Genomic DNA, 23,528 nt, shown 5'->3' with positions numbered 1-23,528 from the left:
CGCAAGAGGGAACTCCATGTCCGAACTGATCACCACCCACCCTGATCCGCTGTTCACCGATCTGTTCGTCGACGGCCAGTGGCGGCCGGCGGCTGACAAGGCCCGGGTCGACGTGGTCGACCCGGCAACCGGCGAGGCCTTCGCCTCGGTCGCGGCCGGGGACGTTGCCGACGCCCTCGACGCGGTCGCCGCGGCCCACCGCGCCGCCCCGGCCTGGGCCGCGACGCCGCCCCGGGAACGCGCGGAGATCCTGCGCCGCGCCTACGAGTTGATGACGGCACGCCTGACCGAGGTGGCCGAGCTGATCGTCCGGGAGAACGGCAAGGCGCTCCCCGACGCCCTCGGCGAGGCCGGCTACGCCGCCGAGTTCTTCCGCTGGTACGCCGAGGAGGCCGTGCGGATCGACGGCGACCTGCGCATTGCGCCGTCCGGCGCCAACCGCATCCTGGTGACCCGGCAGCCGATCGGCGTCAGCGTCCTGGTCACACCGTGGAACTTCCCGGCGGCGATGGCCACCCGCAAGATCGGACCGGCGCTGGCCGCGGGCTGCACCGTCGTCCTCAAGCCGGCCACCGAGACGCCGCTGACCGCCCTGCTGATCGCCGCGATCCTCGCCGAGGCCGGCGTGCCCGACGGCGTGGTCAACGTCGTCGTCACCCGGCGCAGTGGCCCTGCGGTCTCGGCGATGCTGCACGACCCCCGGGTGCGCAAGCTGTCGTTCACCGGCTCCACCGAGGTCGGCGTGGTCCTGCTCAAGGAAGCCGCCGACCAGGTGATCAGCTGCTCCATGGAACTGGGCGGCAACGCGCCGTTCCTGGTCTTCGCCGACGCGGACCTGGACCAGGCCGTCGCCGGTGCGATGGTCGCCAAGATGCGCAACGGCGGCGAGGCCTGCACGGCCGCCAACCGCTTCTACGTCCAGGAACCGGTCGCCGCCGAGTTCTCGGCCCGACTCGCGGCCGCGATGGAACAACTCGCGACCGGCCCTGGACTGGACCCCGGCACCCAACTTGGACCGCTGGTCAACGCCGCCGCCCGCGACAAGGTCCACGACCTGGTCCGCGGCGCACTGGACGGCGGAGCCACCGCCCTGACCGGCGGCGCCGTGCCCGAGGGCCCCGGCTACTTCTACCCGCCGACGGTCCTGTCCGGCGTCCGCGCCGGGGCAGCCATCCTCGGTGAGGAGATCTTCGGCCCGGTCGCGCCCGTCGTCTCCTTCACGACCGAGGACGAGGCCATCGCCGCCGCGAACGACACCCCCTACGGCCTCGCCGCCTACGTCTACACCACCGACCTGGCGCGTGGCCTGCGGGTCAGCGAGCGGCTGGAGTTCGGCATGGTCGCGCTCAACCGGGGCCTGGTCTCGGACCCGGCCGCGCCCTTCGGCGGCGTCAAGCAGAGCGGCTTGGGACGCGAGGGCGGCCACGACGGCCTCCTGGAGTTCCTTGAAACGAAGTACATCGCAACGTCCTGGTGATCCCCGAACAAGGAGCTCGGCATGGAGCGAAGAGAAGGCAATGACCGCACCACCGCGTCACCCGCGTCACCCACGCGCAGGCTCTGCTCACCTGCCGCGGCGCTCGCAGTCGGGACCGCTTTCGCGTTGACCGCAGTCGCCGGCTGCGCGAGCCCCGCCAGGGCCCCGGTTGCCGCCCCCGATGCGAAGCAACTGGCGGTGTTCACCCCGGCCGCCACGCACGACGCGGGCAAGGTCGTCTGGAACCTGCCGTATGGCGAGCCGTCCTCACTCGACTGGACCAAGGCCTACAGCTACTCCGAGAACACCGTGGTGGCCAACCTGTGCGAGGGCCTCTACCGGCTCACCCCCGACTACAAGGTGGTGCCCAACCTCGCCACCGCCACGGTTCATCCCGATCCCACCACGTACGTCTACACGATCCGGCAGGGCGTCACCTTCTGGGACGGCTCGCCGATGACTGCCACCGACGTGGTCTACAGTCTGAGCCGGCAACTGGACCCGAGCGTCGCGTCGCTTTGGGCCGGCAGCTACCAGCACGTCAAGTCGATCACGAAGACCGGCGCCTACCAGGTCACCGTCAAGCTCACCAAGCCGGACGCCCTGTTCGACCGCTGGTTGGCGACAGCGGCAGGCGATGTGGGCAGCGCGAAGTTCTACACCGCCAAGGGGGCCGCCGCGGGGACTCCGACCGGCGGCGAGATGTGTACCGGCCAGTACAAGGTCCAGTCCTGGAAGGTCGGCCAGTCGGTGACGCTGGTGCGCAACGACGCCTACTGGGACAGGACCCGCCTGGCCAAGACCAAGACCTTCGAGTTCCGCTGGGTCATGGACGAGGCCCCGCTCACCAACGCCCTCCTCACCGGGCAGATCGACGGCACCTATGACGCGCCGCTGAGCGGGCTCGGCCAGCTGCGCACCGGTGCGCCGGGCAAGCTCTGGCTCGGAAAGACCCAGCAGAGCGTCGCTCTGGTGTTCAGCACGAGGAAGTCGCCGCTCCAGGACATCCGCATCCGGCAGGCGCTCCAACTGGCCATCGACTACCAGGGCATCGACAAGCAGATCTACAAGGACACCGCTTCCCCGCTCCGCGCCTACGGCGGAACCGGTATCTGGGGCTACGCCCAGGACATGTACTCCGCCGCCTACGCCAAGCTGCCCGCCGCGCAGACCGATCTGGCCGCCGCCCGCAAGCTGGTCAAAGACGCCGGGTCACCCAAGGGCGAGATCGTCATCGCCTCGGTGTCCGACCAGCCGCTCTACTCCCAGCTCGCCACCGTGGTCCAGGACGCCGGGAAGAAGGTCGGCCTGAACATCCGGCTTCAGAGCTTCCCCACCTCGACCTACACGACCTTCTTCTCCGACGTCAAGGCCCGGAGCCAGGTCGACGCCTTCTTCACCACCAACTACACCGACCTGCCCGAACCCCTGGAGCTGTACGGCACGTTCCGGCCCGGCGAGTTCTTCAACTTCGGGGCCTACGACAATGCCGCCACTACCGCCGCGATCAACAAGGCGCTCGTCACCGAAGACGACGCCCAGCGGGCCGAGTTCACCGTCCAGGCGCAGGCGCAGATCACCAAGGACGTAGCGGTCCTCCCGATCGCGGAACCGGCGAACCGGCTGTTCATGAACAACCGGATCACCGGCGCACCGGCCTCCTTCGTCTACCTCTACGCACCCTGGGCAGCCGATGTTGGCGCCAAGTAGCCCGCCGCAGCGGAGTAAGAGGGGAGTCACGCCATGATCCGGTTCCTGCTCGGCCGGCTGGTCGGTCTGCTGTTGACGCTGTGGATCTCCAGCTTCGTGGTCTTCGCTGCGCTCTACCTCGCGCCGGGCGACCCGATCTCCTTCCTCACCGGAGGGCGGGAGGTCTCACCCCTGACGCTGGCGGAGCTACGGCACCAGTACCAACTGGACCAGCCCTTCCTGGTGCGCTACGCGGACTGGCTCGGCGGTGTGCTGCACGGGCACCTCGGGCAGTCGATCGTCGCCCACCAGGACGTCAGCACCCTGATCGGAGCCAGGGCGCAAACCTCGGCACTGCTCGTCGGCTACGCGGCGGTGCTGATCATCCTCGGCGGCATCGCCGCCGGGACCATTGCGGCCCTGTTCAAGGGCCCGCTCGACTCGGGGATCACCCTGGGGACCACGGTCGGCCTGGCCCTGCCGAGCTTCGTCACCGCGATCGCGCTCATCTCGGTGTTCGCCGTGGACGTGCGCTGGTTCCCGGTGTTCGGCGACGGCTCGGGACTTCTCGACCGGCTCTGGCACCTCACCCTCCCCGCGATCGCGCTGGCCGTGTCCTCAAGTGCCCTGATCGCCCGGATCACCCGTGGTGCCCTGCGTGAGGAGCTGGGACGCGAACACGTGGAGACCGCGCGCAGCCGCGGCATCCCGCGCCGGAAGATCCTGCGCCGCCACGTCCTGCGCAACGGCATGATCCCGGTGACCACGGTCGCCGGGATCACCGTGGCCGGACTGGTCGCCGGATCGGTCGTGGTGGAGCGGGCCTTCAACCTCAACGGCCTGGGCTCCTTCCTGGTGCAGTCGGTAGCCGCCAACGACTTCCCGGCCGTCCAGGCGGTTGTCCTGCTCATGGTGGCCGTGTTCGTGATCCTCAGCACCGTGGTGGACCTGCTGTACCCCCTGATCGACCCCCGCATGGCCCGAGGAGGGACCCAGTGACGACGCTCACCCTGCGCCGAAGGGCCCTGCCCCGTGTGGCGCGCACGGACCCCGGGCTCGGCCCGGTCGGGTGGACGGCCATCGGCGTCATCGCCCTGCTGGCCCTGATCGCCGTGCTCGCGCCGTGGCTGGCCCCCCACGATCCGAACAACATCAGCCTGCTGGACGCCAACCTCGGTTCGTCGGGGGACCATCTTCTCGGCACCGACGCGTCCGGCCGCGACCTGCTCTCCCGGCTGCTGGTCGGGGCCAGGTCGAGCCTGATCGGACCGCTCCTCGTGGTGGTCCTCGCGACCGCGTTGGGGCTGACTGTCGCGATCGTGTCGGCCTGGCTGGGCGGTTGGGTCGATGCGGTGGTGTCCAGGATCCTGGACATCCTGTTCGCCTTCCCCGGCGTCCTGCTGGCGGTGCTGGTGGTGGCCGTCTTCCGCGCCGGCCTCGGCGCCGCCGTCGCCGCCCTGGTGATCGCCTACATCCCCTACATCGCCCGGACGGTGCGCAGCGCGGCGTTGCGCGAGAAGTCACAGCCGTACATCACCGCCCTGACCATCCAAGGGGTCGGCGCGCCGGCGATCTGCGTGCGCCACATCCTGGCCAACCTGATGCCACTGATCGTGGCCCAGAGCACGCTGACGTTCGGCTACGCCATGGTCGACCTCGCCGCGGTGTCGTTCCTGGGACTCGGGGTCCAGCCACCGACCGCCGACTGGGGCGTGATGGTCTCCACAGGTCAGCCCTCGATCCTCAACGGCTACCCGCAGGAGTCCCTCTACGCCAGTGCGCTGATCGTCCTCGCGGTCGGCGCGTTCAACATCCTCGGCGACCGGTTCACCGAGCGCTCGCAGAGGAGTACCAGGTGACCGAACTACTGACAGTCGAGGACCTGCGGGTCGCCCTGCCGGTCCAGGGACAGATGCGCACCGTCATCCACCAGGCATCGTTCGCGATCGGGCCCGGTGAGGCCCTTGGCCTGATCGGCGAGTCGGGTTCCGGCAAGTCGATGACGGCCCGCGCCGTCGGCCGGCTGCTCCCGGCGGGTGCCCAGGTGTCCGGCCAGATCATGTTCGACGGTGAGCCGGTGCTGGAGCTGGCCGGGGCCGCGCTGCGGCGGTACCGAACCACCGACGTCGCGATGATCTTCCAGGACCCCCGGGCGCACATCAACCCCGTGCGCACCATCGGCGACTTCCTCACAGAGGGCCTGCGCAGCACGCTCGGCATGCGGAGACGCGACGCCGACCGCAAGGCCGTCTCCCTGCTGGCCGAGGTCGGCGTCGAGGACGGCGAGCGACGGCTGCGGCAGTATCCGCACCAGCTCTCCGGCGGCCTGCTGCAGCGGGTCATGATCGCTTCGGCGCTCGTGGCGAACCCCCGGCTGCTGCTGGCCGACGAACCGACGACCGCCCTGGACGTGACCACCCAGTCCGAGGTGATGGGCATCCTCGACCGGCTCCGGCGCGACCACGGCGTGGCGATGCTGTTCATCACGCACGACCTGGAGCTCGCGACAGCAGTGTGCGACCGGATCAGCGTGCTGTACGCGGGGACGGTCGTGGAGAGCCAGGACGCCGAGTCGCTGCACGCGGCGCCCCGGCACCCCTACACCGCCGCGCTGCTGGCGTCCCGACCGAGCCTGACCGTGCGGGCCCGGCGGCTCCCGGTGATCGGCGGTCGGCCGCTGGCCGCGTTCGAGGCACCAGAGGGGTGCGCGTTCACCGAGCGGTGTCGGTGGGCGTCCCCGGTCTGCGAGGAGGGCAGGCCCGCGCCGGAGACGCACGATCACGGGCAGGTCAACTGCCACCGGACCACGGAGCTCGGGATCCTCGGCAGTGAAGCCGTCGTCACCGAACCCGTCATCGCCGAGCCGGACAAGAGCAGCGTGCAGTCGAGAGGACAGCAGCCATGACGGTCTCCAATGCGTCACCGGCGGCCCCGGACCGGGCCCCCGTGCTCCAGGCCAGGGGCCTGCGCCGGGTGTTCCGGGTCCCTCGCACGGCCGACCGCCCCAGCGGCGAACTGGTCGCCGTCGACGACGTCTCCTTCACGCTGCCGTGCGGCGGGTCGCTCGCGATCGTCGGCGAGTCCGGCTCCGGCAAGACGACCGTCGCGCGGATGCTCGTCGGCCTGGACACCCCGACCGCCGGGGACATCCTGATCGACGGCGAGCCGGCCGGCCCCCGGGCGCGCTCGCGCACCCAGCGCCGGATCCGGGCCCGCAAGATCCAGATGGTGTTCCAGGACCCCTACGGCTCCCTGGACCGCCGACAGACCGTGGCTTCGTGCCTCGACGAGATCCTGCGCGTCCACTTCGACCTCTCGGCGGAGCAGCGGGTCGCCCGGGTGGCCGAACTCGCTGACCTGGTCGGCCTGGACGAACGGATGGTGCGCGGTCGGCCGACCGCACTGTCCGGCGGCCAGCGCCAGCGGGTCGCCATCGCCCGCGCCCTGGCCGCCGAGCCCGACGTGGTCATCCTCGACGAGGCCGTGGCCGCGCTCGACGTCTCGATCCAGGCCCAGGTCCTCAACCTGCTCGCGGACATCCGGGACCGCACCTCCATCAGCTATCTGCTCATCTCGCACGACCTGGCCGTGGTACGGCAGTTGTGCGAGGAGGCGATCGTGATGCACTGCGGCTCAGTCGTCGAGTGCGGGCCCACCGACCGCATCCTCGACGATCCGCAGCACCCGTACACCCAGCGTCTGCGGGCCAGCGTCCCCGGACCCGGTTGGGTACCCGGCGCCGCGCCGCAGCCGAGCGAAACCCGGGCGGGAGAACCCACATGAACGCCCTAGGCAGGCCATCCGCACCCGTCGACTGGCGTGCCCGCACCGACGGCACCGCGCAGTACACCGGCGACCTCGACCCGCCCGGGCTGCTCACCGGCGCGGTGCTGCGCAGCCCGCACCCGCACGCCCGAATCGTCGCGATCGACACCCGGCGCGCGGCGGCCCTGCCCGGCGTCGCGGCCGTGCTCACCGCCGCCGACCTGCCCGACCGCAACTACCTCGACTACGGGGACAAGTACAGCGACCGCCCCGCGCTGGCGCGCGGCGTCGTCCGGCACATCGGTGAGCCGGTCGCGATCGTCGCCGCTGAGACCCGAGAGCAGGCTGCGGCGGCAATGCGGCTGATCACGGTGACGTACCGGCGGCTGCGACCGCTGCCCACCGTCGCCGACGCGCTGCGCCGTGGGGCCCCGCTGATCCACGCCGGCACCGCAAGGAACATCGCCTCCGAAGTGCACCAGAGCCACGGCGACTTCGCCGCCGCACGGGCCAGGGCGGTATGCGTGGTCCGGGGCAGCTACACCTCGGCCAAGCAGTCTCACGCGATCATGGAGCCGCACACCGTCCTCGCCCACTGGCTGCCCGACCAGGAGCGCCTGGAGATCTGGGCCCCCTCACAGGGCCCGCGCGCCGTCCACGGCGACCTGGCCCACGTCCTCGGCCTGGACGAGGACCGAGTTCATCTCAACGAGGTCGCCGTCGGCGGCGACTTCGGATCCCGCGTCGACATCTCCCACCTGGAAGCGCTCGCCGCCTTCCTCAGCATCCGCACCTCCCGCCCGGTGCGGTTCACCCATACCCGCCAGGACGAGTTCGCCTACACCAAGTCGCGCCAGACCTGGGACGTCGACCTGGAGATGGGCGCCGACGCGGACGGCACCGTCACCCACCTCGGCGCGGAGATCCTCAGCGACAACGGCGCCTACAACATGGCCGGTCCCTCGGAGACCTCCTACGGGGCGACCGCCCTCGGCTCCGCCTACCGCATCTCCGGCTACGAGGCCCACGGGCGCTGCGTCTACACCACCAAGCAGCCGCCCTCCTCCTTCCGCGGGGCCGGCGGCTTCCCGCCCAACTTCGCGCTTGAGGTCATCGCCGACGAACTGGCCGACGCCGTCGGCATGGACCCCATCGACTTCCGCGTGAAGAACATGGTGTCCCAGCCCGGCGAGACTTCGGTCACCGGCTGGAAGGTCAAGTCCTCCCGACTGCTGGAGTGCCTGGAGACGGTGCGCCGCGAGATCGGCTGGGACGCCAAGCGACCGCTCGGCGGCAGCGGACGCGGCGTCGGCGTCGCGGCCTGCATCCACGTCACCGGACTGCGCCGGGAAGGCATGGTCGAGTCAGGCGCCGCCGTGGACGTCCAGGCCGACGGCCGGATCCGGCTGCGCACCGGCGTCGGCGACCCCGGCACCGGGCAGAAGACCATGCTGGTCCAGGTCGTCGCCGACGAACTCGGCATCGACCCCGCCGAGGTCGACCTCGTCACCACCGACACCGACCGCACACCGCATGACACCGGCGCCGGGGCGTCCCGGGGCACCTTCGTCTCCGCGCACGCCGTCGGGATGGCCGCCCGCGCGGCCGCCACCGCGCTCCGAGAACTCGCCGCCGCCAAGCACGGCGGAGACCCTGCCGGCATCCGCATCGAAGCCGGGCACGCGGTCGGCAACGGCCACCACACCCCGATCGGCGAGCTGGTGGGCCTCGCAGCCGACACCGTCGACGGCGAACTGCGGGTCGAGGTCGCCTACGTCGGCGACTTCGAGGACGAGGACGGCACCGGCCACGGCGACCTCTCCGCGACGTACTCCTTCGCGGCCCAGGCCGTCGAGGTCGAGGTCGACGCGCAGACCGGGGCGGTGCGGGTCCTGCAGGTCGTCGCCGCCCACGACTCGGGCCGCATCCTCAACCCGCTGACCGCCCGCGGGCAGGTTGAGGGCGGTGTGGTTATGGGCCTGGGCGCCGCGCTCCGCGAGGAGCTGATCTTCGAGGACGGCCGCGCCGTCAACACCGGATACGCCGACTACGCCATGCCCCGCGCCGCCGACGCACCCCCCGTCAAGGTCTTCTTCCTCGGCGCCGACGACCCGGTCGGCCCCTACGGGGCCAAAGGCCTCGGCGAGATCGCCCTGCTGCCCACCGGCGCCGCCACCGTCAACGCGGTCAGCCACGCGCTCGGCATCCGGGTGCGGGCCGTCCCGCTCACCCCGGACCGCATCATCACCGCAGTACGCGAGCGTGACGGCGGTCGGACCACCCGGCTGCGCCCGATCGCACTGCGGCCGGGACGCTGGTGGGTCGCGGGCATCCGCTGGACCTACCCACGCGGTCTGCACCGGCTGCTGCACCGATACGGCACCAGGCTTGCACGGCCGCCCCGCACCGGGGAGATCGAACAGCTGCTGATGCCGTCGGGGGCCGCCGAAGCCGTCGCGGCGCTGGCCGCAGACTCCCGGGCCCGGCCCCTGGCCGGAGGCTCGGACCTGCTGGTCGCCCGCCGCCAACAGCTGGTGGCGCCCGCCGTCCTGGTCGACCTGACCGGCGTCGCCGGCTTCACCGGCATCCGGCTCGACGAGGACGGCCTCTCTCTGGGCGCCGTCGTGACGCTCAGTCAGCTGTGCGAGCACCGAGCGATCCCGGCCGTCCTCCGGGAGACCGCCCGGCTCATCGCGTCGCCGCAGATCAGAGCCGTGGCCACGCTCGCCGGGAACCTCTGCCAGGAGAAGCGCTGCTGGTTCTACCGGCAGGGCTTCGACTGCTACAAGCGCAGCGGCCCCGCTTCGCCCTGCTACGCGGTCCTCGGCGACCACCGGTTCTACCACGCCGCCGTGGACGGCCACCGCTGCCAGGCGGTAACCCCCTCCGACCTGGCGACGACGCTCGCCGCGCTGGACGCCGTCGTGCACATCCGGGACGCGCGGGGGGAGCGCGCCATCGGGATCGCAGACCTCTACAGCGGCCCCGGCGAGACCATGCTGCGCCCGGAGGAGATCATCACGCGGGTGGCCGTGCCGGCCGCCGCGCTCGCGCGGACCACCGAGTTCCGCAAACTGCGGCTGTGGGAAGGCGGATTCGCCGTCGTGTCGGCCGCCGTCTCGGTGTCCCGCGACGCGTCCGGTCGGATCGGTGACTGCCGCGCCGTGCTCGGCGGTGTCGCACCCGTTCCGCTGCGGGCGCACGAGACGGAGCACGCGCTGACCGGTCTGACCCCCACCCACGACCTGCTCGCTCGGGCGGCCGGCGGCTGGACCCGCCACGCCCACCCGCTGCCGGGCAACGACTGGAAGCTCGACGCGGCTGCCGGACTGCTGCGCCAGGCGCTCGCGAGCGCCACCGGACTGGAACTGGAGGACGAGAACTGATGCGTCTCACCGTGAACGGCACTGTCCACGACCTCGACCTCGCCCCCGGCGACCGACTGCTGGACGCGCTGCGTGGCCCGCTGCGGCTGACCGGCACCAAGGAGGGCTGCGGGATCGGCGAGTGCGGAGCCTGCACCGTGCTGGTCGACGGTCGGCCGGTGATGTCCTGCCTGACCCTGGCGGTCCGGGTTACCGGCGAGGTCACGACCGTCGAGGGCGTCGCCGCCGCGTCGCCGCGACTGTGCCGGGCCTTCGCCGAGGAGGGCGGGTTCCAGTGCGGGTTCTGCACACCCGGACAGATCGTCACCGCCCACGCCGTGATCGAAGCGGGCGTGCCGGCCGACGAAACGGAACAGCGGCGGGCCCAGAGCGGGAACATCTGCCGCTGCACCGGCTACGAAGGCATCCTGCGCGCGACGCGATCGGCGGCCCGGACATGATGCTCACCCCGACCGAACGCGATCGCCTGCTGTTGTTCACCGCCGCCGAACTCGCGCGCGCCCGCCGGGCCCGCGGCCTGCGGCTCAACGTCCCCGAGGCGACCGCGCTGATCGCCGACACCGCTGCCGAGGTAGCCAGGGACGGCGGCAGGCTCGCCGACGCGCTGGCCGCCGGACGCGCGGTCCTGGGCCCGGAGGACGTCCTGCCGGGAGTCGCCGGAATCGTCACCGAGGTCCAGGTGGAGGCGGTGTTCGAGGACGGGACGCGGCTGATCGTGGTCACCGACCCGTTCGGGCCGATCCCCGACGACCCGCGCGGACCCGGCGTGGTCGAACCCGCCGTGCCCGGCGAATCCGAGCCCCGCTACGACGACCTGATCGAGGTGACCGTGACCAACACGGCCACCGTCCCCATCAGTGTCACCTCGCACTTCCACTTCTTCGAGGCCAACCCGCGCCTGGACTTCGACCGCGCCGCCGGGTACGGCCGGCGCCTGGCCCTGGCCGCCGGGGCCGCGCTGCGCTTCGACCCGGGGGTGACCGTCACGGCCGGCCTGGTCCCGATCGGCGGTGCCCGCGTCGCCATCGGGTTCGCGGGCCTGGTCGACGGTCCGCTGGACCGTCCCGGCGCGAAGGAGCAAGCCCTCGACAAGGCACGAGCCTGCGGATACTTGGGAGTTGACCGATGAACGGCCACGACTACGCGGAGGTCTACGGCCCCGCCACCGGCGACCGCGTCCACCTCGGCGACAGCGGCCTGGTCGTGCAGGTCGAGCACGACTCGCAGCAGCGCGGGGACGAGTTCCTCGCCGGGTTCGGCAAGACCGCGCGGGACGGCATCCACCTGCGCGCCGTCGGCATGTCCGGGACCTGTGACCTGGTCATCAGCAACGTTCTGATCCTCGACGCGGTGCTGGGCGTCCGCAAGGCGTCGATCGGCCTGCGGGACGGCCGGATCTGCGCGATCGGCCGCGCGGGCAACCCCGACACGCTCGACGGCGTGGACGTCGTCACCGGCACGGGGACCACGATCATCAGCGGCGAAGGCCTGATCGCCACCGCCGGAGCGGTCGACACGCATGTCCACCTCATGTCACCGCGGATCATGGAGGCGTCCCTGGCGTCCGGGGTCACCACGATCATCGGGCAGGAGTTCGGCCCGGTCTGGGGCGTCGGCGTGAACTCGCCCTGGGCTTTGCGGCACGCGTTCAACGCCTTCGACGCGTGGCCGGTGAACATCGGCTTCCTGGCCAGGGGTTCGTCCTCCGACTCCGCGCCGCTGATCGAGGCACTGGCCGAGGGCGGCGCGAGCGGATTCAAGGTGCACGAGGACATGGGAGCGCACACCCGCGCGCTCGACACCGCACTTCGGGTCGCCGAGGAGCACGACGTGCAGGTGGCCCTGCACACCGACGGTCTGAACGAGTGCTTGTCCGTGGCGGACACCCTCGCGGTGCTCGAAGGCCGGACCGTGCACGCCTTCCACATCGAGGGCTGCGGCGGCGGACACGTTCCCGACGTGCTCCGGCTGGCCGGGCGAGCCAACGTCATCGGCTCTTCGACCAATCCGACGCTGCCGTACGGCCGTGACGCCGTCGCGGAGCACTTCGACATGATCGTCTCCTGCCACGGTCTGAAGCCGGACCTGGCCTCCGACGTCGTGATGGCGCGGGAACGGATCCGGGCCGGGACGATGGGGGCCGAGGACGCCCTGCACGACCTCGGGCTCATCCCGATCACGTCCTCGGACGCGCAGGGGATGGGACGCGCGGGCGAGACCGTGCGCCGCACTTTCGCGCTGGCGGGGAAGATGAAGGCCGAGCGCGACACCGAGCCGACGGCGCACGACAACGACCGGGTGCTGCGCTACCTGGCGAAGCTCACCATCAACCCGGCCATCGCCCACGGCCTCGCGCACGAGGTCGGGTCGCTGGAGATCGGCAAGCTCGCGGACATCGTGCTGTGGGAGCCCGCCTTCTTCGGCGCGAAGCCGCAGTTGGTACTCAAGGGCGGCTTCCCCGCCTACGGCGTCACCGGCGACCCCAACGCCTCGGTGGAGACCGCCGAACCCCGGATCCTGGGGCCGCAGTTCGGCGCGTTCGGGGCGACCCCGGCCGACATCTCGGTGGCCTTCACCTCGCAGGCCGCCGCCGTGGCCGGTGGCGACGGCATGCCGACCAGGCGACGACGGGTCGGGGTGCGCGGCACGCGCGGCATCGGTCCGGCGGACATGGTGCGCAACTCCCGCCTGGGCAGTGTCGCCGTGAACCACGCGAACGGCAGGGTCACCCTCGACGACGAACTGATGGACAGCGCACCGGCCGACTCCGTCTCGTTGAGCCGGCTCTACTTCCTGTAGCGCCGCCCGTCCACCTGTCCGCCTATTCGTCGTGGTGGATCGGACCGTGATGGCGGCTCAGCGGAAGGCAGCTGCCGCCGCGCCGCTCGGCGACGATCTCGGCGGCCACGGCGACAGCCGTCTCCTCAGGAGTGCGGGCGCCGAGGTCGAGGCCGATGGGGGAGTGCAACCGGGTCAGCTCGGTGTCGCTCAGCCCGGCCTCGCGCAGGAGGTCGACCCGCTCTCGATGCGTGCGGCGCGAGCCCATCGCGCCGACGAAGCCCAGCGGCATCCGCAGGGCGCGCCGCAGCAGCGGGATGTCGAACTTTGGGTCGTGGGTGAGCACACAGATCGCGGTGCGCACGTCGAGCCGGCCGGCGTCGGCCTGTGCGTCCAGGTAGCGGTGCGGCCAGTCGACGACGACCTCGTCGGCGGACGGGAAGCGGCTCGCAGTGGCGAAGACCGCGCGGGCATCGCAGACCGTGACGTGGTAGCCGAGGAAACCGCCGATCCGGGCGACGGCGGCGGCGAAATCGACCGCGCCGAAGACGATCATGCGTGGCGGCGGGACATACGCCTCGACGAACAACCCCGCGACCCCGCCCGCGAACGCCGTCGCGGCCGGGTCGCAGAGACGGCCGTCATCGAGAGCGACGGCGAACCGGCCCGTACTCCCGGCGTCGAGCATGGCACGCGCCCGCCGGACGACAGCTGCCTCCAGGTCGGCCCAGCCCAGAGAGCCGTGCTGGTCGTCTGCCGTGACCGCGAGGGTGGTCCCGACCAGATCGTCGGGACCTGAGACGACTCGGACCAGGGCGACCGGCAGCCCGGACCGGATCGCGCCGACAGTGACCTCGAAACCCGGCGAGCAGCCCGGGTCGACCGACTGGACGAAGACGTCGATGATCCCACCACAGGTCAGACCAGGTGCGAATGGCTCGTCCTCGGAGACCCCGAACTTGTGCAGCGACGCGCGGCCGGTTGTCATCGCCTCCTGGCACAGGTCGTAGACCGTGCCTTCCAAGCAGCCGCCCGAGATGCTGCCGGCGGCCTCGCCCTGGGCGCCGACGGCCAGCGCGGCGCCCGGATCGCGCGGGGCGCTGCCCGAGACGGACACCACGGTCGCCACCGCGAACCGGCGTCCAGCGGCGAGCCAGGCGCTGAGGTGCTCGGCGATGTCCTGCACGATCACATGCTCCGTTCTCTGTCCGGCATGAGCTGTGGTGCGGTTTCTCAGCGGTTCAGGAACGCCTCGACGGCGGACTGGAACTCCCATTCCGCCACCGGCGGGCCACCGCTGTCGTCGGGCCGGCATCGGTCCCGGAGCATCCCCAGTCCGTTGCTGACCGCGTGCTTGGCCGCGCGCACGGCGGCCACGGGGTTCTCGATGATCTCACCGACGAGCACGTCGACGCAGGCGGCAGTCTCTCCGTGAGGAGCGACCGTGTTCGCCAGGCCGAGCCGCACCGCTGCTTCGGCAGTCACCAGGCGTCCGGTGTAAAGCAGTTCGCGGGCGACGGCCGGTCCCGCCGCCAGGCTCAGCCGGGCCGCGAAGGCGTCGCTGGGCAGGATCCCCAGCCGGGCGATCGGCATCCCGATACGGGAGTCGGCTCCCATCACCCGAAGGTCGCAGGCGAGCGCGAGCTGGCAGCCGGCGCCCGCCGCGACCCCGTCGATCTGGGCCACGACCGGGGCAGGGAGCTCCTCGATCGCCCGGAAAGCCTCCTCCATCGCCGCGAAGCTGGCCGCGACCTTGGCGAGGTCGGCGCCAAGCCACTCGCGCAGATCCGACCCGGCGCAGAAGGCGGCGCCCCGGCCCACGATCACCAGCGCGGTCAGATCATCACGGTGCCGGAGTCCCCGTACGAGTTCGGCGACCGTCAGCCAGCCCGTGGTGTCCAGGGCGTTGCGGCGTCCGCCGTCGCCGACGACCAGCTCCAGGACGCCGGGCGCGCGCTGCCCGAGCGTGGCCTTCACCGGACCACCCCGTCGCGCATGAGGTCCTCGATCTCCTGGTCCGAGCGGCCGAGTTCGGCGAGGATCTCGACGGTGTGCTGGCCCAGCGTCGGCGGCGCGAGCCGCACGGTTGGCGGGTGCTCCGACAGCTTGAGCGGGGATCCGACCATCCGCAGCCGTCCCGCCTTCGGATGGTCGATCTCGACCAGCATGTTCCTGGCGGCCACCTGCGGCCGGGCCAGCGCTTCGGGGACCGAGGCGATCTGCCCGCACGGCACACCGGCGGCTTGGAGGATCCCGCTCCAGTCGGCGCTCGTCCGGCTTGCCAGCGCCGCCTCCAGCAGCGGGATCAGCTCGTCCCGGTGCGCGATCCGGTCCGGGTTGCCGACGAACCTCTCGTCGTCGGCCAACTGCGCGATGCCGAGGGCGATGACGAGGCGTCGCCACAGGCTGTCGTTCCCGGCGGCGATCATGATGTGACCGTCGGCCGTGGCCAGCGCCTGGTACGGGACGATCGTGGGGTGGGCCGAACCGTGGCGCTGTGGCGTCCGGCCGTCGGCGAAGTGGCCGCCGGCGAGGTAGGTGAGCCAGGCGATCTGCCCGTCCAGCAGCGATATGTCGAGCCACTGGCCCCGGCCGGTGGAATGCCGGGCGTGCAGTGCGGCCAGGATCCCGGTGAGCGCCCACATTCCGGCGGCGATGTCGGCGACCGAGTTGCCGACCCGCGAGGGCGCCCCGTCCGGCGAGCCGGTGACGCTCATGATGCCGCTCTCCGCCTGTGCGATCGCGTCGTAGCCGGCCCGGGACGAGTCAGGACCGGTGTGGCCGTAGCCGCTGATCGACGCATACACGAGCCGGGGATTGCGCTCGGCGAGCTCGGCGTAGCCGAGGCCGAGGCGGGTGGCCGTGCCGGGGCGGAAGTTCTCGACGACCACGTCCGCGTCGTCGGCCAGCCGCTGCACCAGTTCCCGCCCCCGCGCGCTCTTCAGGTCGACGCCGATCCCCCGCTTGTTGCGGTTGACGGACAGGTAGTAGGCGGACTCCGAGCCCTGGAACGGCGGACCCCACTGCCGGGTGTCGTCGCCCTCGGCGGTGTTCTCGACCTTGGTCACCTCGGCGCCCAGGTCGCCGAGCACCATTGTGGCGAAAGGACCCGAGAGTACCCGGGACAGATCAAGCACACGCACACCAGCCAAAGCCCCGCTCGGCTCCACCTCTCGCACTGACATCAGAACTCCAAAATTGGTTAGACCACTAGACCATTGCTCCATCGGGTAGAGTCCACGTAGGTTGAGGGTGATGTCAAGGGGGTTCGGGTGGACGAGATCGAAACAGCGGGCACAGGGGCACTGAGCCCCATGCCGCGCCTGCGCCGCTATGAGCAGGTAGCCGAGCAGCTCCGCCGTCACGTCGCCGAGGCGAAGCTCGTCGCAGGCGACCGCCTCCCCGGCGAACGCGAACTCGCCGAACGCCTGCGCATCAGCCGCACCTCCGTCCGCGAAGCCCTGGTCGCCCTGGAGGTCCAAGGCCTGATCGAGGTCCGCCATGGCGGCGGCGCCTACCTCCGCCGCGACCACCTCGACCTGGAGTCGATGGAGGAACTCCTGGACCGCAAACGGCGCCTGCCGGACGTCATGGAAGCCCGCGAGGCCATGGAGACCAAGCTCGCCGCCCTCGCGGCAGCCCGCCGTACCAAGGCCGACCTGGCGGTCCTCGATGAAATCCTGGACGCGATGGAGGAGGCGATCGCCCGCGGCGAATACGGCCTCGACGAGGACGCCCGCTTCCACGCCGCCGTGGCGACCGCGGCCCGTAGTTCGCTGCTTGCGGACCTGATGAGGCGGATCAGCCCCCAGATCACCGAGAGCCGCCTCGAATCACTCCGCCAGCCAGGCCGCCCGGCCGTCTCGCTCGCCCAGCACCGCCGCATCGCCGCAGCGATCAGGGACGGCGACCCCGAGGCCGCGACCGCGGCGATGCGCGAGCACCTGCTCAAGGTCGGCCAGGTCAAGCTCCTGGACTGGTCCCCGAACGGCTGATCGGGCCCGAGGGGAGCCGGAGAGACCCGTTGTCGCGCCCGAAGGCTTTTCGCGCATGTGATGGGTCGTTGGTTGCCGACAAGGTCCTCTGTGCCGAGGTGCGGCCGGGAAGCTCTTGGGCGCGCGATGAGGGCGAGACCCCGTCCCGGTGGACAGCCAGTGGACAGGCGCCTGCGGATAGGGCAACACCGCCGACCGATCCGATGGACGCGGCGATGCCTGCCCGGTCCAGGTGCTCGGCGAGTGCGAACGATGTGTACTGCGACCCGGCATCGGAGTGATGTATCAACTCGCCTACTTGATAAGGACGTTGATCTCGCTCGCGCTGCCACAAAGCCTTTAACCCGCTCGGCCCCTGGCTCGTCACCCCCGACGAGGTTCGTGACCCGCAGGCACTCGGCCTGCGCCTCGCTGTCAACGGCGAGACGCGCCAGCACGGCTACACCAAGAACGTGATCTTCAACGTCGCCTACCTGGTCTGGTACCTGAGCCAGTATATGGTCCTCAGGCCCGGCGACGTCATCAACACCGGCACCCCGGCGGGCGTGGCCCTCGGCCTGCCCGGCACCCCCTACCTGCGCACGGGCGACACCGTCGAGCTGACCATCGACGGCCTCGGCAACCAGAGCCAGACCTTCATCAACGCGTGAAAGGCACCGAGTTGTCCGCAATCGCAGCGCGGATCACCGCCGTCGACACCTACGACATCCGCTTCCCCACCTCGCGGGAACTGGACGGGTCCGACGCCATGAACCCCGACCCCGACTACTCCGCCGCCTACGTCGTCCTGCGCACCTCCGCGGCGGGCGGCCACGAGGGCCACGGGTTCACCTTCACCATCGGCCGAGGCAACGATGTCCAGGTCGCCGCGATCGACGCCCTGGCCCCGTACGTCGTCGGCCGGTCGGTCGCCGAACTCACCGCCGACCCTGGCGCCCTCTCACACGCTCATCGGCGACAGCCAGTTGCGCTGGCTTGGTCCGGAGAAGGGCGTGATGCACATGGCGATCGGAGCTGTCGTCAACGCGGTGTGGGACCTGGCCGCCAAGCGGGAGGGCAAGCCTCTGTGGCAGCTCCTCGCCGACGCGGACCCTCAGTGTCTCGTTTCCCCGGTCGGCATCCGGTACATCGGTGACGCCCTGACCCTGGACGAGGCGCTGGACCTGCTGACCAAGGGCAAGCAGGGCGCGCGTGAGCGTGCCACCGACCTGCTGCGACGCGGCTATCCCGCATACACCACCTCTCCCGGCTGGCTCGGCCACTCCGACGAGAAGCTGACCCGGCTCGCCCGGGAGGCCGTCGCCGACGGCTTCACCCAGATCAAGCTCAAGGTCGGGGCCGACCTCCAGGACGACATCCGCCGCTGCGGCACCGCGCGCGCCGCCATCGGCCCGGACATCCGGATGGCGATCGACGCCAACCAGTGCTGGGACGTGGCCGAGGTGATCACCTGGACGAACGCCCTCGCCGAGTACGACCCGTACTGGATCGAGGAGCCCACCAGCCCCAACGACATCCCCGGTCACGCCGCCGTCCGGCGCGGCGTCCACCCCATCAAGGTCGTCACCGGCGAGCACGTGCAGAACCGTATCGTCTTCAAGCAGCTGCTTCAGGCCGGTGCGATCGACGTCCTCCAGCTGGATTCCGACCGCGTGGCCGGCGTCAACGAGAACCTGGCGATCCTGCTGCTCGCCGCGAAGTTCGGCATCCCGGTCTGCCCGCACGCCGGCGGCGTCGGCCTGTGCGAACTCGTCCAGCACCTGTCGATGTTCGACTACGTGGCCCTATCCGGCCCCACCGACGACCGGGTCATCGAGTACGTCGACCACCTCCACCAGCACTTCCTCGCCCCGGCCGTGATCGACCGAGGCCACTACCGGGCCCCCGGCGAGCCCGGCTTCTCCGCCACCATGAGGCAGTCGAGCCTCGACACCTACCGCTATCCCGACGGTGTCTTCTGGGCCGCCGACCTGGAAGCGTCGAACCCAAAGGCCCGTGCATGACCACCGAACTCCACGGCTTCACCGCCCTCGTCACCGGAGGCGCGTCCGGCATAGGCCTGGCCACCGCCACGTTGCTCGCCGAGCGGGGCGCGGACGTCGCCTTCCTCGGCCTCGACCCGAGCGGCGCCCCCGCCCCGCTGCGCGGCTTCACCGCCGACGTCTCCGACGCGACTCGGTGCGCGCCGCGGTGCATCTGGCTGGAGATCGTCTCCCTCGCACTTGACCTCCTCGCGTGGATGCCGATGCTCGCCCTGACCGGCTACTCCCGCTGCTGGGAACCCAAGAATCTCCGCCTGCGTCTGTTCTTTGCTGCCGCCAAGAAACGTCGGCGGGCTTTGTACACACTCCCGTCATCGGATTCCTCCGTGGACCCCCGCCTTTCAGGGCGGAGAGGGAACGGACTCCTTCGAGGGAGGGCAGGGGAGCTGACCAGCGACGAGAAGGAAGAACTGCGCCGACTGCGGCGGGAGAACCGGGAACAGCATCAGACCATCGAGATCTTGGAACAGCCGCGGTCCTCTTCACGAGGGAGCCGATGAAGTAGCCGAGCGCTACACCTGCTGGTACCCGCTCGCCTGCAAGGCGAACAGTTGGGCGTACGTGCCTCCGGTGAGTAGCAGTGCATCGTGAGTGCCCTCCTCAGTGATCCGGCCGTCGGTCAGGACGACGATCCGGTCGGCGTCACGGACCGCGCTGAGGCGGTGGGAGACCAACAGGCTGGTGCAATGCGACCGGTGATGGCGCAGGCGCAGGTGGATGTCGCGGCTCAGCAGAACCCGGCCGGACGCGTCGGTGACCACCGTCGCGGCACCGAAGACGGCCTGCGGCTCGGGCCGCAATTTCTCCTCCGCACTGAACGACTCAGCTGGCCCGCGCAAGGCCAGCACCGCCAAGCCCTCCGCGTCGAGCCGCTCGACGCGCTCGAACCCGTCGTTGAGCGCCGCGAGTTCGTCCTCGTCCAGCGCGATGTGACGCCGTTCTTCAGCGGTGTGCTCCACGACCGGCGTGATGATGACCAGTACCGCGCCCTCGCGCAGCAGCGCGGCCAGACTGGTCCGCTCCGGGCTCGGTGTCAGGCAGGGGGAGAATCACGCCGTCCTCGGTGATCTCCTGTAGGAGGGTGTCCAGGGCAAGCTGCGGGTTCGAGGGGGTAGTGGGTGGCCTGGCGGACGCGCTCGATCAGGGTGGGGTGTCGGTCGTGCAGGACACCCCAGGCGAAGGATCCTGCGACGTTGCTGACAACGACTGGGGCGGGGGCGGGCTGCGTCATGGTGTGCGGGCTTCCTTCGCGTGGCTCAGTGGGGGCGGATGGAGAACGCGAGGGTGCCAGCCGCGCTGCCTACGACCACGTGTCCGGTGGTTTGGTTGCAGGCCGCGCAGTGGAGCGAGGCGTCGACGCGTACTTTGGCGAGCTGTCGCTGTTCGGTCAGCGACCAGAGGCGTACGGTGCCGTCAGCCGCGGCCGACGCCAGGTGGTCTGGGGCGTCGAGGAACGCGGCCATGAGAACCCGACCGGTGTGGCCCGGGAGGTGGGCGGTGAACCGGTCGTCGGACACGCTCCGGACGCGAACGCCGTCGTACGGCCGGCCCGTCGCTACTCAGTCCTATGCTGTCTCCTCGACAACCCAGGACAGGTACGCCTCCGGCCTGCCGGTCACGGGCGGCGTGATCCACTGGGGGACGTCGTACGGGTGCTTCTCGTGCAACCACGCCTCCAGTGCCGGGAGGCGGTCCGTCGTAGTCATGTACGAGATCTGCCACTCCTACGCCGTCTCGACATTCTGCTTCCACCAGTAGAAGGCTGTGATTGGCGCATCGATGTGGACGCCCGCTGCCAGCTTGCTCTCGACCGCGCCCCAGGCCAGCGCCTTCGCTTGATCCTCGTCGTCGCTGGTCGTCTGCGCGATCACAATCTCGTTGGCCATGCAACTACCTCTCCTGCTCGGGTACCGCGACCCTACCCAGTCGTCCGGGGCACACCGAAAGTCGGTAGCAGCGGCGGCTCACTCGCCTGGGCGGGGCTTTCGGTGCCTGCCCGGCCGGCCTGGAGTGGCTGGGGACGGGGGTTACCGTCGTCGGTGGTTCCTCGTCTCGAGGGTGCAGGAGGCGTTGAGCCGCAGCGAGGTTGGCCGCGAACTCGTGTAGCTCCCACGCGTAACCGTTCCACCGCTGGATGACGCGGGACGCTTCCGGAATGCGGTGTGAGCCCTTGGGGCCGCTCGGAAGAGGCGGACGTCGTCCTGGCTGACGAGGCGAGTCCGCGCCATCTGCCCAACTCGGCATTCGCTCACGGCAGACGAGGAAATGTCTTGAAAGACTGGAACTCTGTGCAGAGGCCATGTCAACGTACAACACCCCGGCGCTAAGTGGCCGGTTAACGGCCATCGGGTGAGCTGATGAGGAGTTCCCATCTGTCGACGTCATTCCTACGGCGGTTTCGCCTGGTCTCACCTGCTGTCTACGTCCTGGGCAAGCCCAGTAGATGGATCGCCCACGTGCGGCTGATCTATAAGACACTGCTCTTGATGCGAGCCGCATTTAGTGCTCGCCTATCGAGAGAAATGCATGCTTGAGGACCTACTGGCTCTGGGCTGTAACGGGCACAGAGAGTCGGGTTCTGTGCGAACGCAGGCGCAACATAGACCACGATCGCCGGTTATGCAAACCGGCGATCGTGAAGACCATTGAGTGGTTCGCAGCGGCTGTGCTTGGCGGTGGAGCCTCGCGAACGTGGTGATGCGGCGAGCAGATGCAAGGCAGGAACGGAGGGGCTCCCACCAGTGGGCTCCCGCTGATCTGCAGTCACCGTTTCACAGATCGCGGTCGACGCGGACACATCACAGCACCTTGCTTTGGGATGGGAGGCCCTCTTCCTTTCGGGCCGGGGTGCTAACGGGTGCTTGTCCACCGTCGCGCCTGTCAATCACACCCCACTCGCACGAGATGATTCCAATGCCACGTCCCCCTGCACTCAAACTTGCCGAAGTTCTTGCGGAGCTCCGCATGAGCCCGTCTGCCTTCTATCGCCTTCGGGCTCGAGGAATGGCACCTCGGATGATCAAGCTGCCGAATGGAGAGCTGCGCTGCCGCCGCGCCGATTTTGATGCGTGGTGGGAAGCGTGCGAAAGGGATACGCCTGAATGGTACTGAGTTTCAAGGTCAGATTCTGGGAGATACGCGAGCGGTCTGGTCGTGCCAAGGCATTCGATGTGCGTTGGACGGTCAATGGCCGCGAGAAATCCGAGTCTTTCCTGACCAAGGGTCTCGCGGAGAGTCGCAGGGCAAAGCTCATAACCGCCGCACGTGAGGGCGAGCCGTTCGACCCAAAGACGGGCCTGCCGGCATCCGAGCTGCGCGAGTTGCGGCAGCGGACCACCTGGTACACCGTGGCCCGGGAGTACATGGACACACGCTGGGAGCGCACGCCCGGAAATACCCGACGCACGATCGCCGAGGCTCTGGCCACGATCACCGTTGCTTTCGTGGACAAGGGAGTTGTCTATCACGACCCCCGTGTGCTGCGCAGGGCGGTGTATTCGTGGGCACTCAACAAGAACGCCTGGGTACACGAGCCTCGCGAAGAGTGGGGGGCCGCGCTGGCTTGGCTTGAGCGCAAGTCACTGCCCCTCAGTGAACTTGAGGACCCTGATGTGCTGCGTCGAGGGCTCGACGCACTGTGCCGGAAGCTGGACGGGACTTTCGCCGCAGCCAAGACGACGAAGCGGAAGAAGGCCGCCATCAACGAGGTCTTCGCTGCGGCTGTGGAGAAGGGGTACTTCACCCACAACCCGCTCGTCAGCCTGCGGTGGACGGCTCCCGAGGTGGACGACGCAGTCGATCCCGACTGCGTACCGAACCCCGACCAGGTCGCACGGCTGCTGGAAGTCATACGCCAACTGCCGGGACGAGGAGCTCACCTGTACGCCTTCTTCGCCTGCATGTACTACGCCGCGATGCGTCCGGCGGAGGTGATCCATCTCAAGAAGTCCCAGTGTCGCCTTCCCGTAACCGGTTGGGGGCTACTCAACCTCAACGGTGGGGTTGTCACAGCGGGAAGGGACTGGACGGACGACGGCGCTGTCCATGAGATCCACTCATTGAAGCGTCGTGCGGCAAGGGCCACCCGCCCTGTCCCTATCCCGCCCATCCTTGTCAGGATGCTCCGCGATCACATTGCCTGCTTCGGTGTGGCGCCCGACGGTCGGATTTTTCAGAACGCGGCAGGCAACTACATCGACACTTCCGCCTACAACATCACGTGGAACCGTGCCAGAGAGGCCGTCCTCACGGTGGACGAACACGCGTTGAACCTCGTGAAGCGGCCCTATGACCGGGGCTTTCCCCTTGATCGTGGACACCGGTTGTCATGCGGCGGTGGCCAGCGTAGTTGATCGTTGTTCGTAGGCGATCGGGCTGATCTGGCCGAGGCGGGAGT

General features: G+C 70.0%; 19 protein-coding genes and 5 pseudogenes. 17 read left to right on the top strand and 7 right to left on the bottom strand.

Features of this window, described 5'->3' with window-relative positions; genetic code table 11:
- Window positions 1-16 precede the first annotated feature (16 nt).
- Genes IEZ15_RS37610 through IEZ15_RS37565 form a run of 10 tightly spaced genes read left to right on the top strand, consistent with a single transcriptional unit; the run spans window position 17 to window position 13,116 of the window.
- The gene (locus IEZ15_RS37610) at window positions 17-1,477 is read left to right on the top strand and encodes an NAD-dependent succinate-semialdehyde dehydrogenase (protein ID WP_189281436.1); all 1,461 of its coding nucleotides are present in this window, start codon (window positions 17-19) and stop codon (window positions 1,475-1,477) included.
- Between the two features lie 21 nt (window positions 1,478-1,498).
- Complete coding sequence (locus IEZ15_RS37605; RefSeq protein WP_189281434.1) at window positions 1,499-3,187, top strand: ABC transporter substrate-binding protein; 1,689 nt, start codon at window positions 1,499-1,501, stop codon at window positions 3,185-3,187.
- 33 nt (window positions 3,188-3,220) lie between these two features.
- Window positions 3,221-4,165 carry an ABC transporter permease gene (locus IEZ15_RS37600; RefSeq protein WP_189281431.1) on the top strand — a complete coding sequence of 315 codons (945 nt, stop codon included), beginning with the start codon at window positions 3,221-3,223 and terminating at the stop codon, window positions 4,163-4,165.
- On the top strand, window positions 4,162-5,025 hold the full coding sequence (locus IEZ15_RS37595) for an ABC transporter permease (RefSeq protein WP_229846379.1): 864 nt from the start codon (window positions 4,162-4,164) through the stop codon (window positions 5,023-5,025). Before IEZ15_RS37600 ends, IEZ15_RS37595 begins: the two co-directional genes overlap by 4 nt.
- Window positions 5,022-6,071, top strand: a complete 1,050-nt coding sequence (locus tag IEZ15_RS37590) for an ABC transporter ATP-binding protein (protein ID WP_229846378.1) — start codon at window positions 5,022-5,024, stop codon at window positions 6,069-6,071. The genes IEZ15_RS37595 and IEZ15_RS37590 overlap by 4 nt, the downstream gene beginning before the upstream one ends.
- Window positions 6,068-6,949 carry an ABC transporter ATP-binding protein gene (locus tag IEZ15_RS37585; RefSeq protein ID WP_189281429.1) on the top strand — a complete coding sequence of 294 codons (882 nt, stop codon included), beginning with the start codon at window positions 6,068-6,070 and terminating at the stop codon, window positions 6,947-6,949. Before IEZ15_RS37590 ends, IEZ15_RS37585 begins: the two co-directional genes overlap by 4 nt.
- Window positions 6,946-10,317: a molybdopterin cofactor-binding domain-containing protein gene (locus IEZ15_RS37580; RefSeq protein ID WP_189281427.1), complete on the top strand. Its 3,372-nt coding sequence runs from the start codon at window positions 6,946-6,948 to the stop codon at window positions 10,315-10,317. Before IEZ15_RS37585 ends, IEZ15_RS37580 begins: the two co-directional genes overlap by 4 nt.
- Window positions 10,317-10,757 carry a (2Fe-2S)-binding protein gene (locus IEZ15_RS37575; protein WP_189281425.1) on the top strand — a complete coding sequence of 147 codons (441 nt, stop codon included), beginning with the start codon at window positions 10,317-10,319 and terminating at the stop codon, window positions 10,755-10,757. The genes IEZ15_RS37580 and IEZ15_RS37575 overlap by 1 nt, the downstream gene beginning before the upstream one ends.
- Complete coding sequence (ureA, locus tag IEZ15_RS37570; RefSeq protein ID WP_189281423.1) at window positions 10,754-11,446, top strand: urease subunit gamma; 693 nt, start codon at window positions 10,754-10,756, stop codon at window positions 11,444-11,446. The genes IEZ15_RS37575 and ureA overlap by 4 nt, the downstream gene beginning before the upstream one ends.
- Entirely contained in the window at window positions 11,443-13,116 is a 1,674-nt protein-coding gene (locus IEZ15_RS37565; protein WP_189281421.1) for an urease subunit alpha, read from the top strand. The genes ureA and IEZ15_RS37565 overlap by 4 nt, the downstream gene beginning before the upstream one ends.
- Window positions 13,117-13,138: 22 nt before the next feature.
- Here the strand turns inward: IEZ15_RS37565 and IEZ15_RS37560 are convergent, their stop codons facing one another.
- The 3 genes from IEZ15_RS37560 to IEZ15_RS37550 are packed head-to-tail and all read right to left on the bottom strand — an operon-like array spanning window position 13,139 to window position 16,280.
- Window positions 13,139-14,281: an XdhC family protein gene (locus tag IEZ15_RS37560; RefSeq protein ID WP_189281419.1), complete on the bottom strand. Its 1,143-nt coding sequence runs from the start codon at window positions 14,279-14,281 to the stop codon at window positions 13,139-13,141.
- Between the two features lie 47 nt (window positions 14,282-14,328).
- Entirely contained in the window at window positions 14,329-15,072 is a 744-nt protein-coding gene (locus IEZ15_RS37555; RefSeq protein ID WP_229846377.1) for an enoyl-CoA hydratase/isomerase family protein, read from the bottom strand.
- Window positions 15,069-16,280 (bottom strand): CaiB/BaiF CoA transferase family protein, encoded by a 1,212-nt coding sequence (locus IEZ15_RS37550; protein WP_189281417.1) that lies wholly within the window; start codon window positions 16,278-16,280, stop codon window positions 15,069-15,071. Before IEZ15_RS37550 ends, IEZ15_RS37555 begins: the two co-directional genes overlap by 4 nt.
- A 129-nt stretch (window positions 16,281-16,409) precedes the next feature.
- Between IEZ15_RS37550 and IEZ15_RS37545 the strand changes: the two genes are divergently transcribed.
- The 5 genes and pseudogenes from IEZ15_RS37545 to IEZ15_RS45660 all read left to right on the top strand — a co-directional run.
- Window positions 16,410-17,090, top strand: a complete 681-nt coding sequence (locus IEZ15_RS37545) for a FadR/GntR family transcriptional regulator (RefSeq protein WP_189281465.1) — start codon at window positions 16,410-16,412, stop codon at window positions 17,088-17,090.
- A 329-nt stretch (window positions 17,091-17,419) separates the two neighbouring features.
- Window positions 17,420-17,740 (top strand): annotated as a pseudogene (locus IEZ15_RS37540) (fumarylacetoacetate hydrolase family protein); the annotation flags it as partial.
- A gap of 11 nt (window positions 17,741-17,751) precedes the next feature.
- Window positions 17,752-19,093: pseudogene (locus IEZ15_RS37535) on the top strand (enolase C-terminal domain-like protein).
- Window positions 19,090-19,260: pseudogene (locus IEZ15_RS37530) on the top strand (SDR family NAD(P)-dependent oxidoreductase); the annotation flags it as partial. The pseudogenes IEZ15_RS37535 and IEZ15_RS37530, both read left to right, overlap by 4 nt.
- Window positions 19,261-19,284: 24 nt before the next feature.
- Window positions 19,285-19,522 (top strand): annotated as a pseudogene (locus IEZ15_RS45660) (hypothetical protein); the annotation flags it as partial.
- 122 nt (window positions 19,523-19,644) lie between these two features.
- Here the strand turns inward: IEZ15_RS45660 and IEZ15_RS45655 are convergent.
- The 4 genes and pseudogenes from IEZ15_RS45655 to IEZ15_RS45650 all read right to left on the bottom strand — a co-directional run bounded on the left by IEZ15_RS45655 (window position 19,645) and on the right by IEZ15_RS45650 (window position 21,376).
- Complete coding sequence (locus tag IEZ15_RS45655; RefSeq protein WP_229846383.1) at window positions 19,645-20,091, bottom strand: P-loop NTPase family protein; 447 nt, start codon at window positions 20,089-20,091, stop codon at window positions 19,645-19,647.
- Window positions 20,092-20,388: 297 nt separating this feature from the next.
- Window positions 20,389-20,649, bottom strand: a complete 261-nt coding sequence (locus tag IEZ15_RS37520; protein ID WP_189281415.1) for a WD40 repeat domain-containing protein — start codon at window positions 20,647-20,649, stop codon at window positions 20,389-20,391.
- Between the two features lie 48 nt (window positions 20,650-20,697).
- Window positions 20,698-21,018 (bottom strand): annotated as a pseudogene (gene cutA / locus IEZ15_RS37515) (divalent-cation tolerance protein CutA).
- A gap of 4 nt (window positions 21,019-21,022) precedes the next feature.
- Window positions 21,023-21,376, bottom strand: a complete 354-nt coding sequence (locus IEZ15_RS45650) for a DUF6087 family protein (protein WP_229846376.1) — start codon at window positions 21,374-21,376, stop codon at window positions 21,023-21,025.
- Between the two features lie 669 nt (window positions 21,377-22,045).
- Here IEZ15_RS45650 and IEZ15_RS45645 point away from each other — a divergent pair.
- Both IEZ15_RS45645 and IEZ15_RS37510 read left to right on the top strand, forming a co-directional pair.
- The gene (locus IEZ15_RS45645) at window positions 22,046-22,243 is read left to right on the top strand and encodes a helix-turn-helix transcriptional regulator (RefSeq protein WP_229846375.1); all 198 of its coding nucleotides are present in this window, start codon (window positions 22,046-22,048) and stop codon (window positions 22,241-22,243) included.
- Window positions 22,234-23,484, top strand: coding sequence for a tyrosine-type recombinase/integrase (locus tag IEZ15_RS37510; RefSeq protein ID WP_229846374.1), 1,251 nt, complete (start codon window positions 22,234-22,236; stop codon window positions 23,482-23,484). The genes IEZ15_RS45645 and IEZ15_RS37510 overlap by 10 nt, the downstream gene beginning before the upstream one ends.
- Window positions 23,485-23,528: the final 44 nt, after the last annotated feature.

The organism is Streptomyces atratus (genome assembly GCF_014648655.1).
GTDB lineage: Bacteria > Actinomycetota > Actinomycetes > Streptomycetales > Streptomycetaceae > Streptomyces > Streptomyces atratus.
The sequence above is the reverse complement of the archived record's forward strand: the minus strand, read 5'-3'. Positions and strand labels throughout refer to the sequence as shown.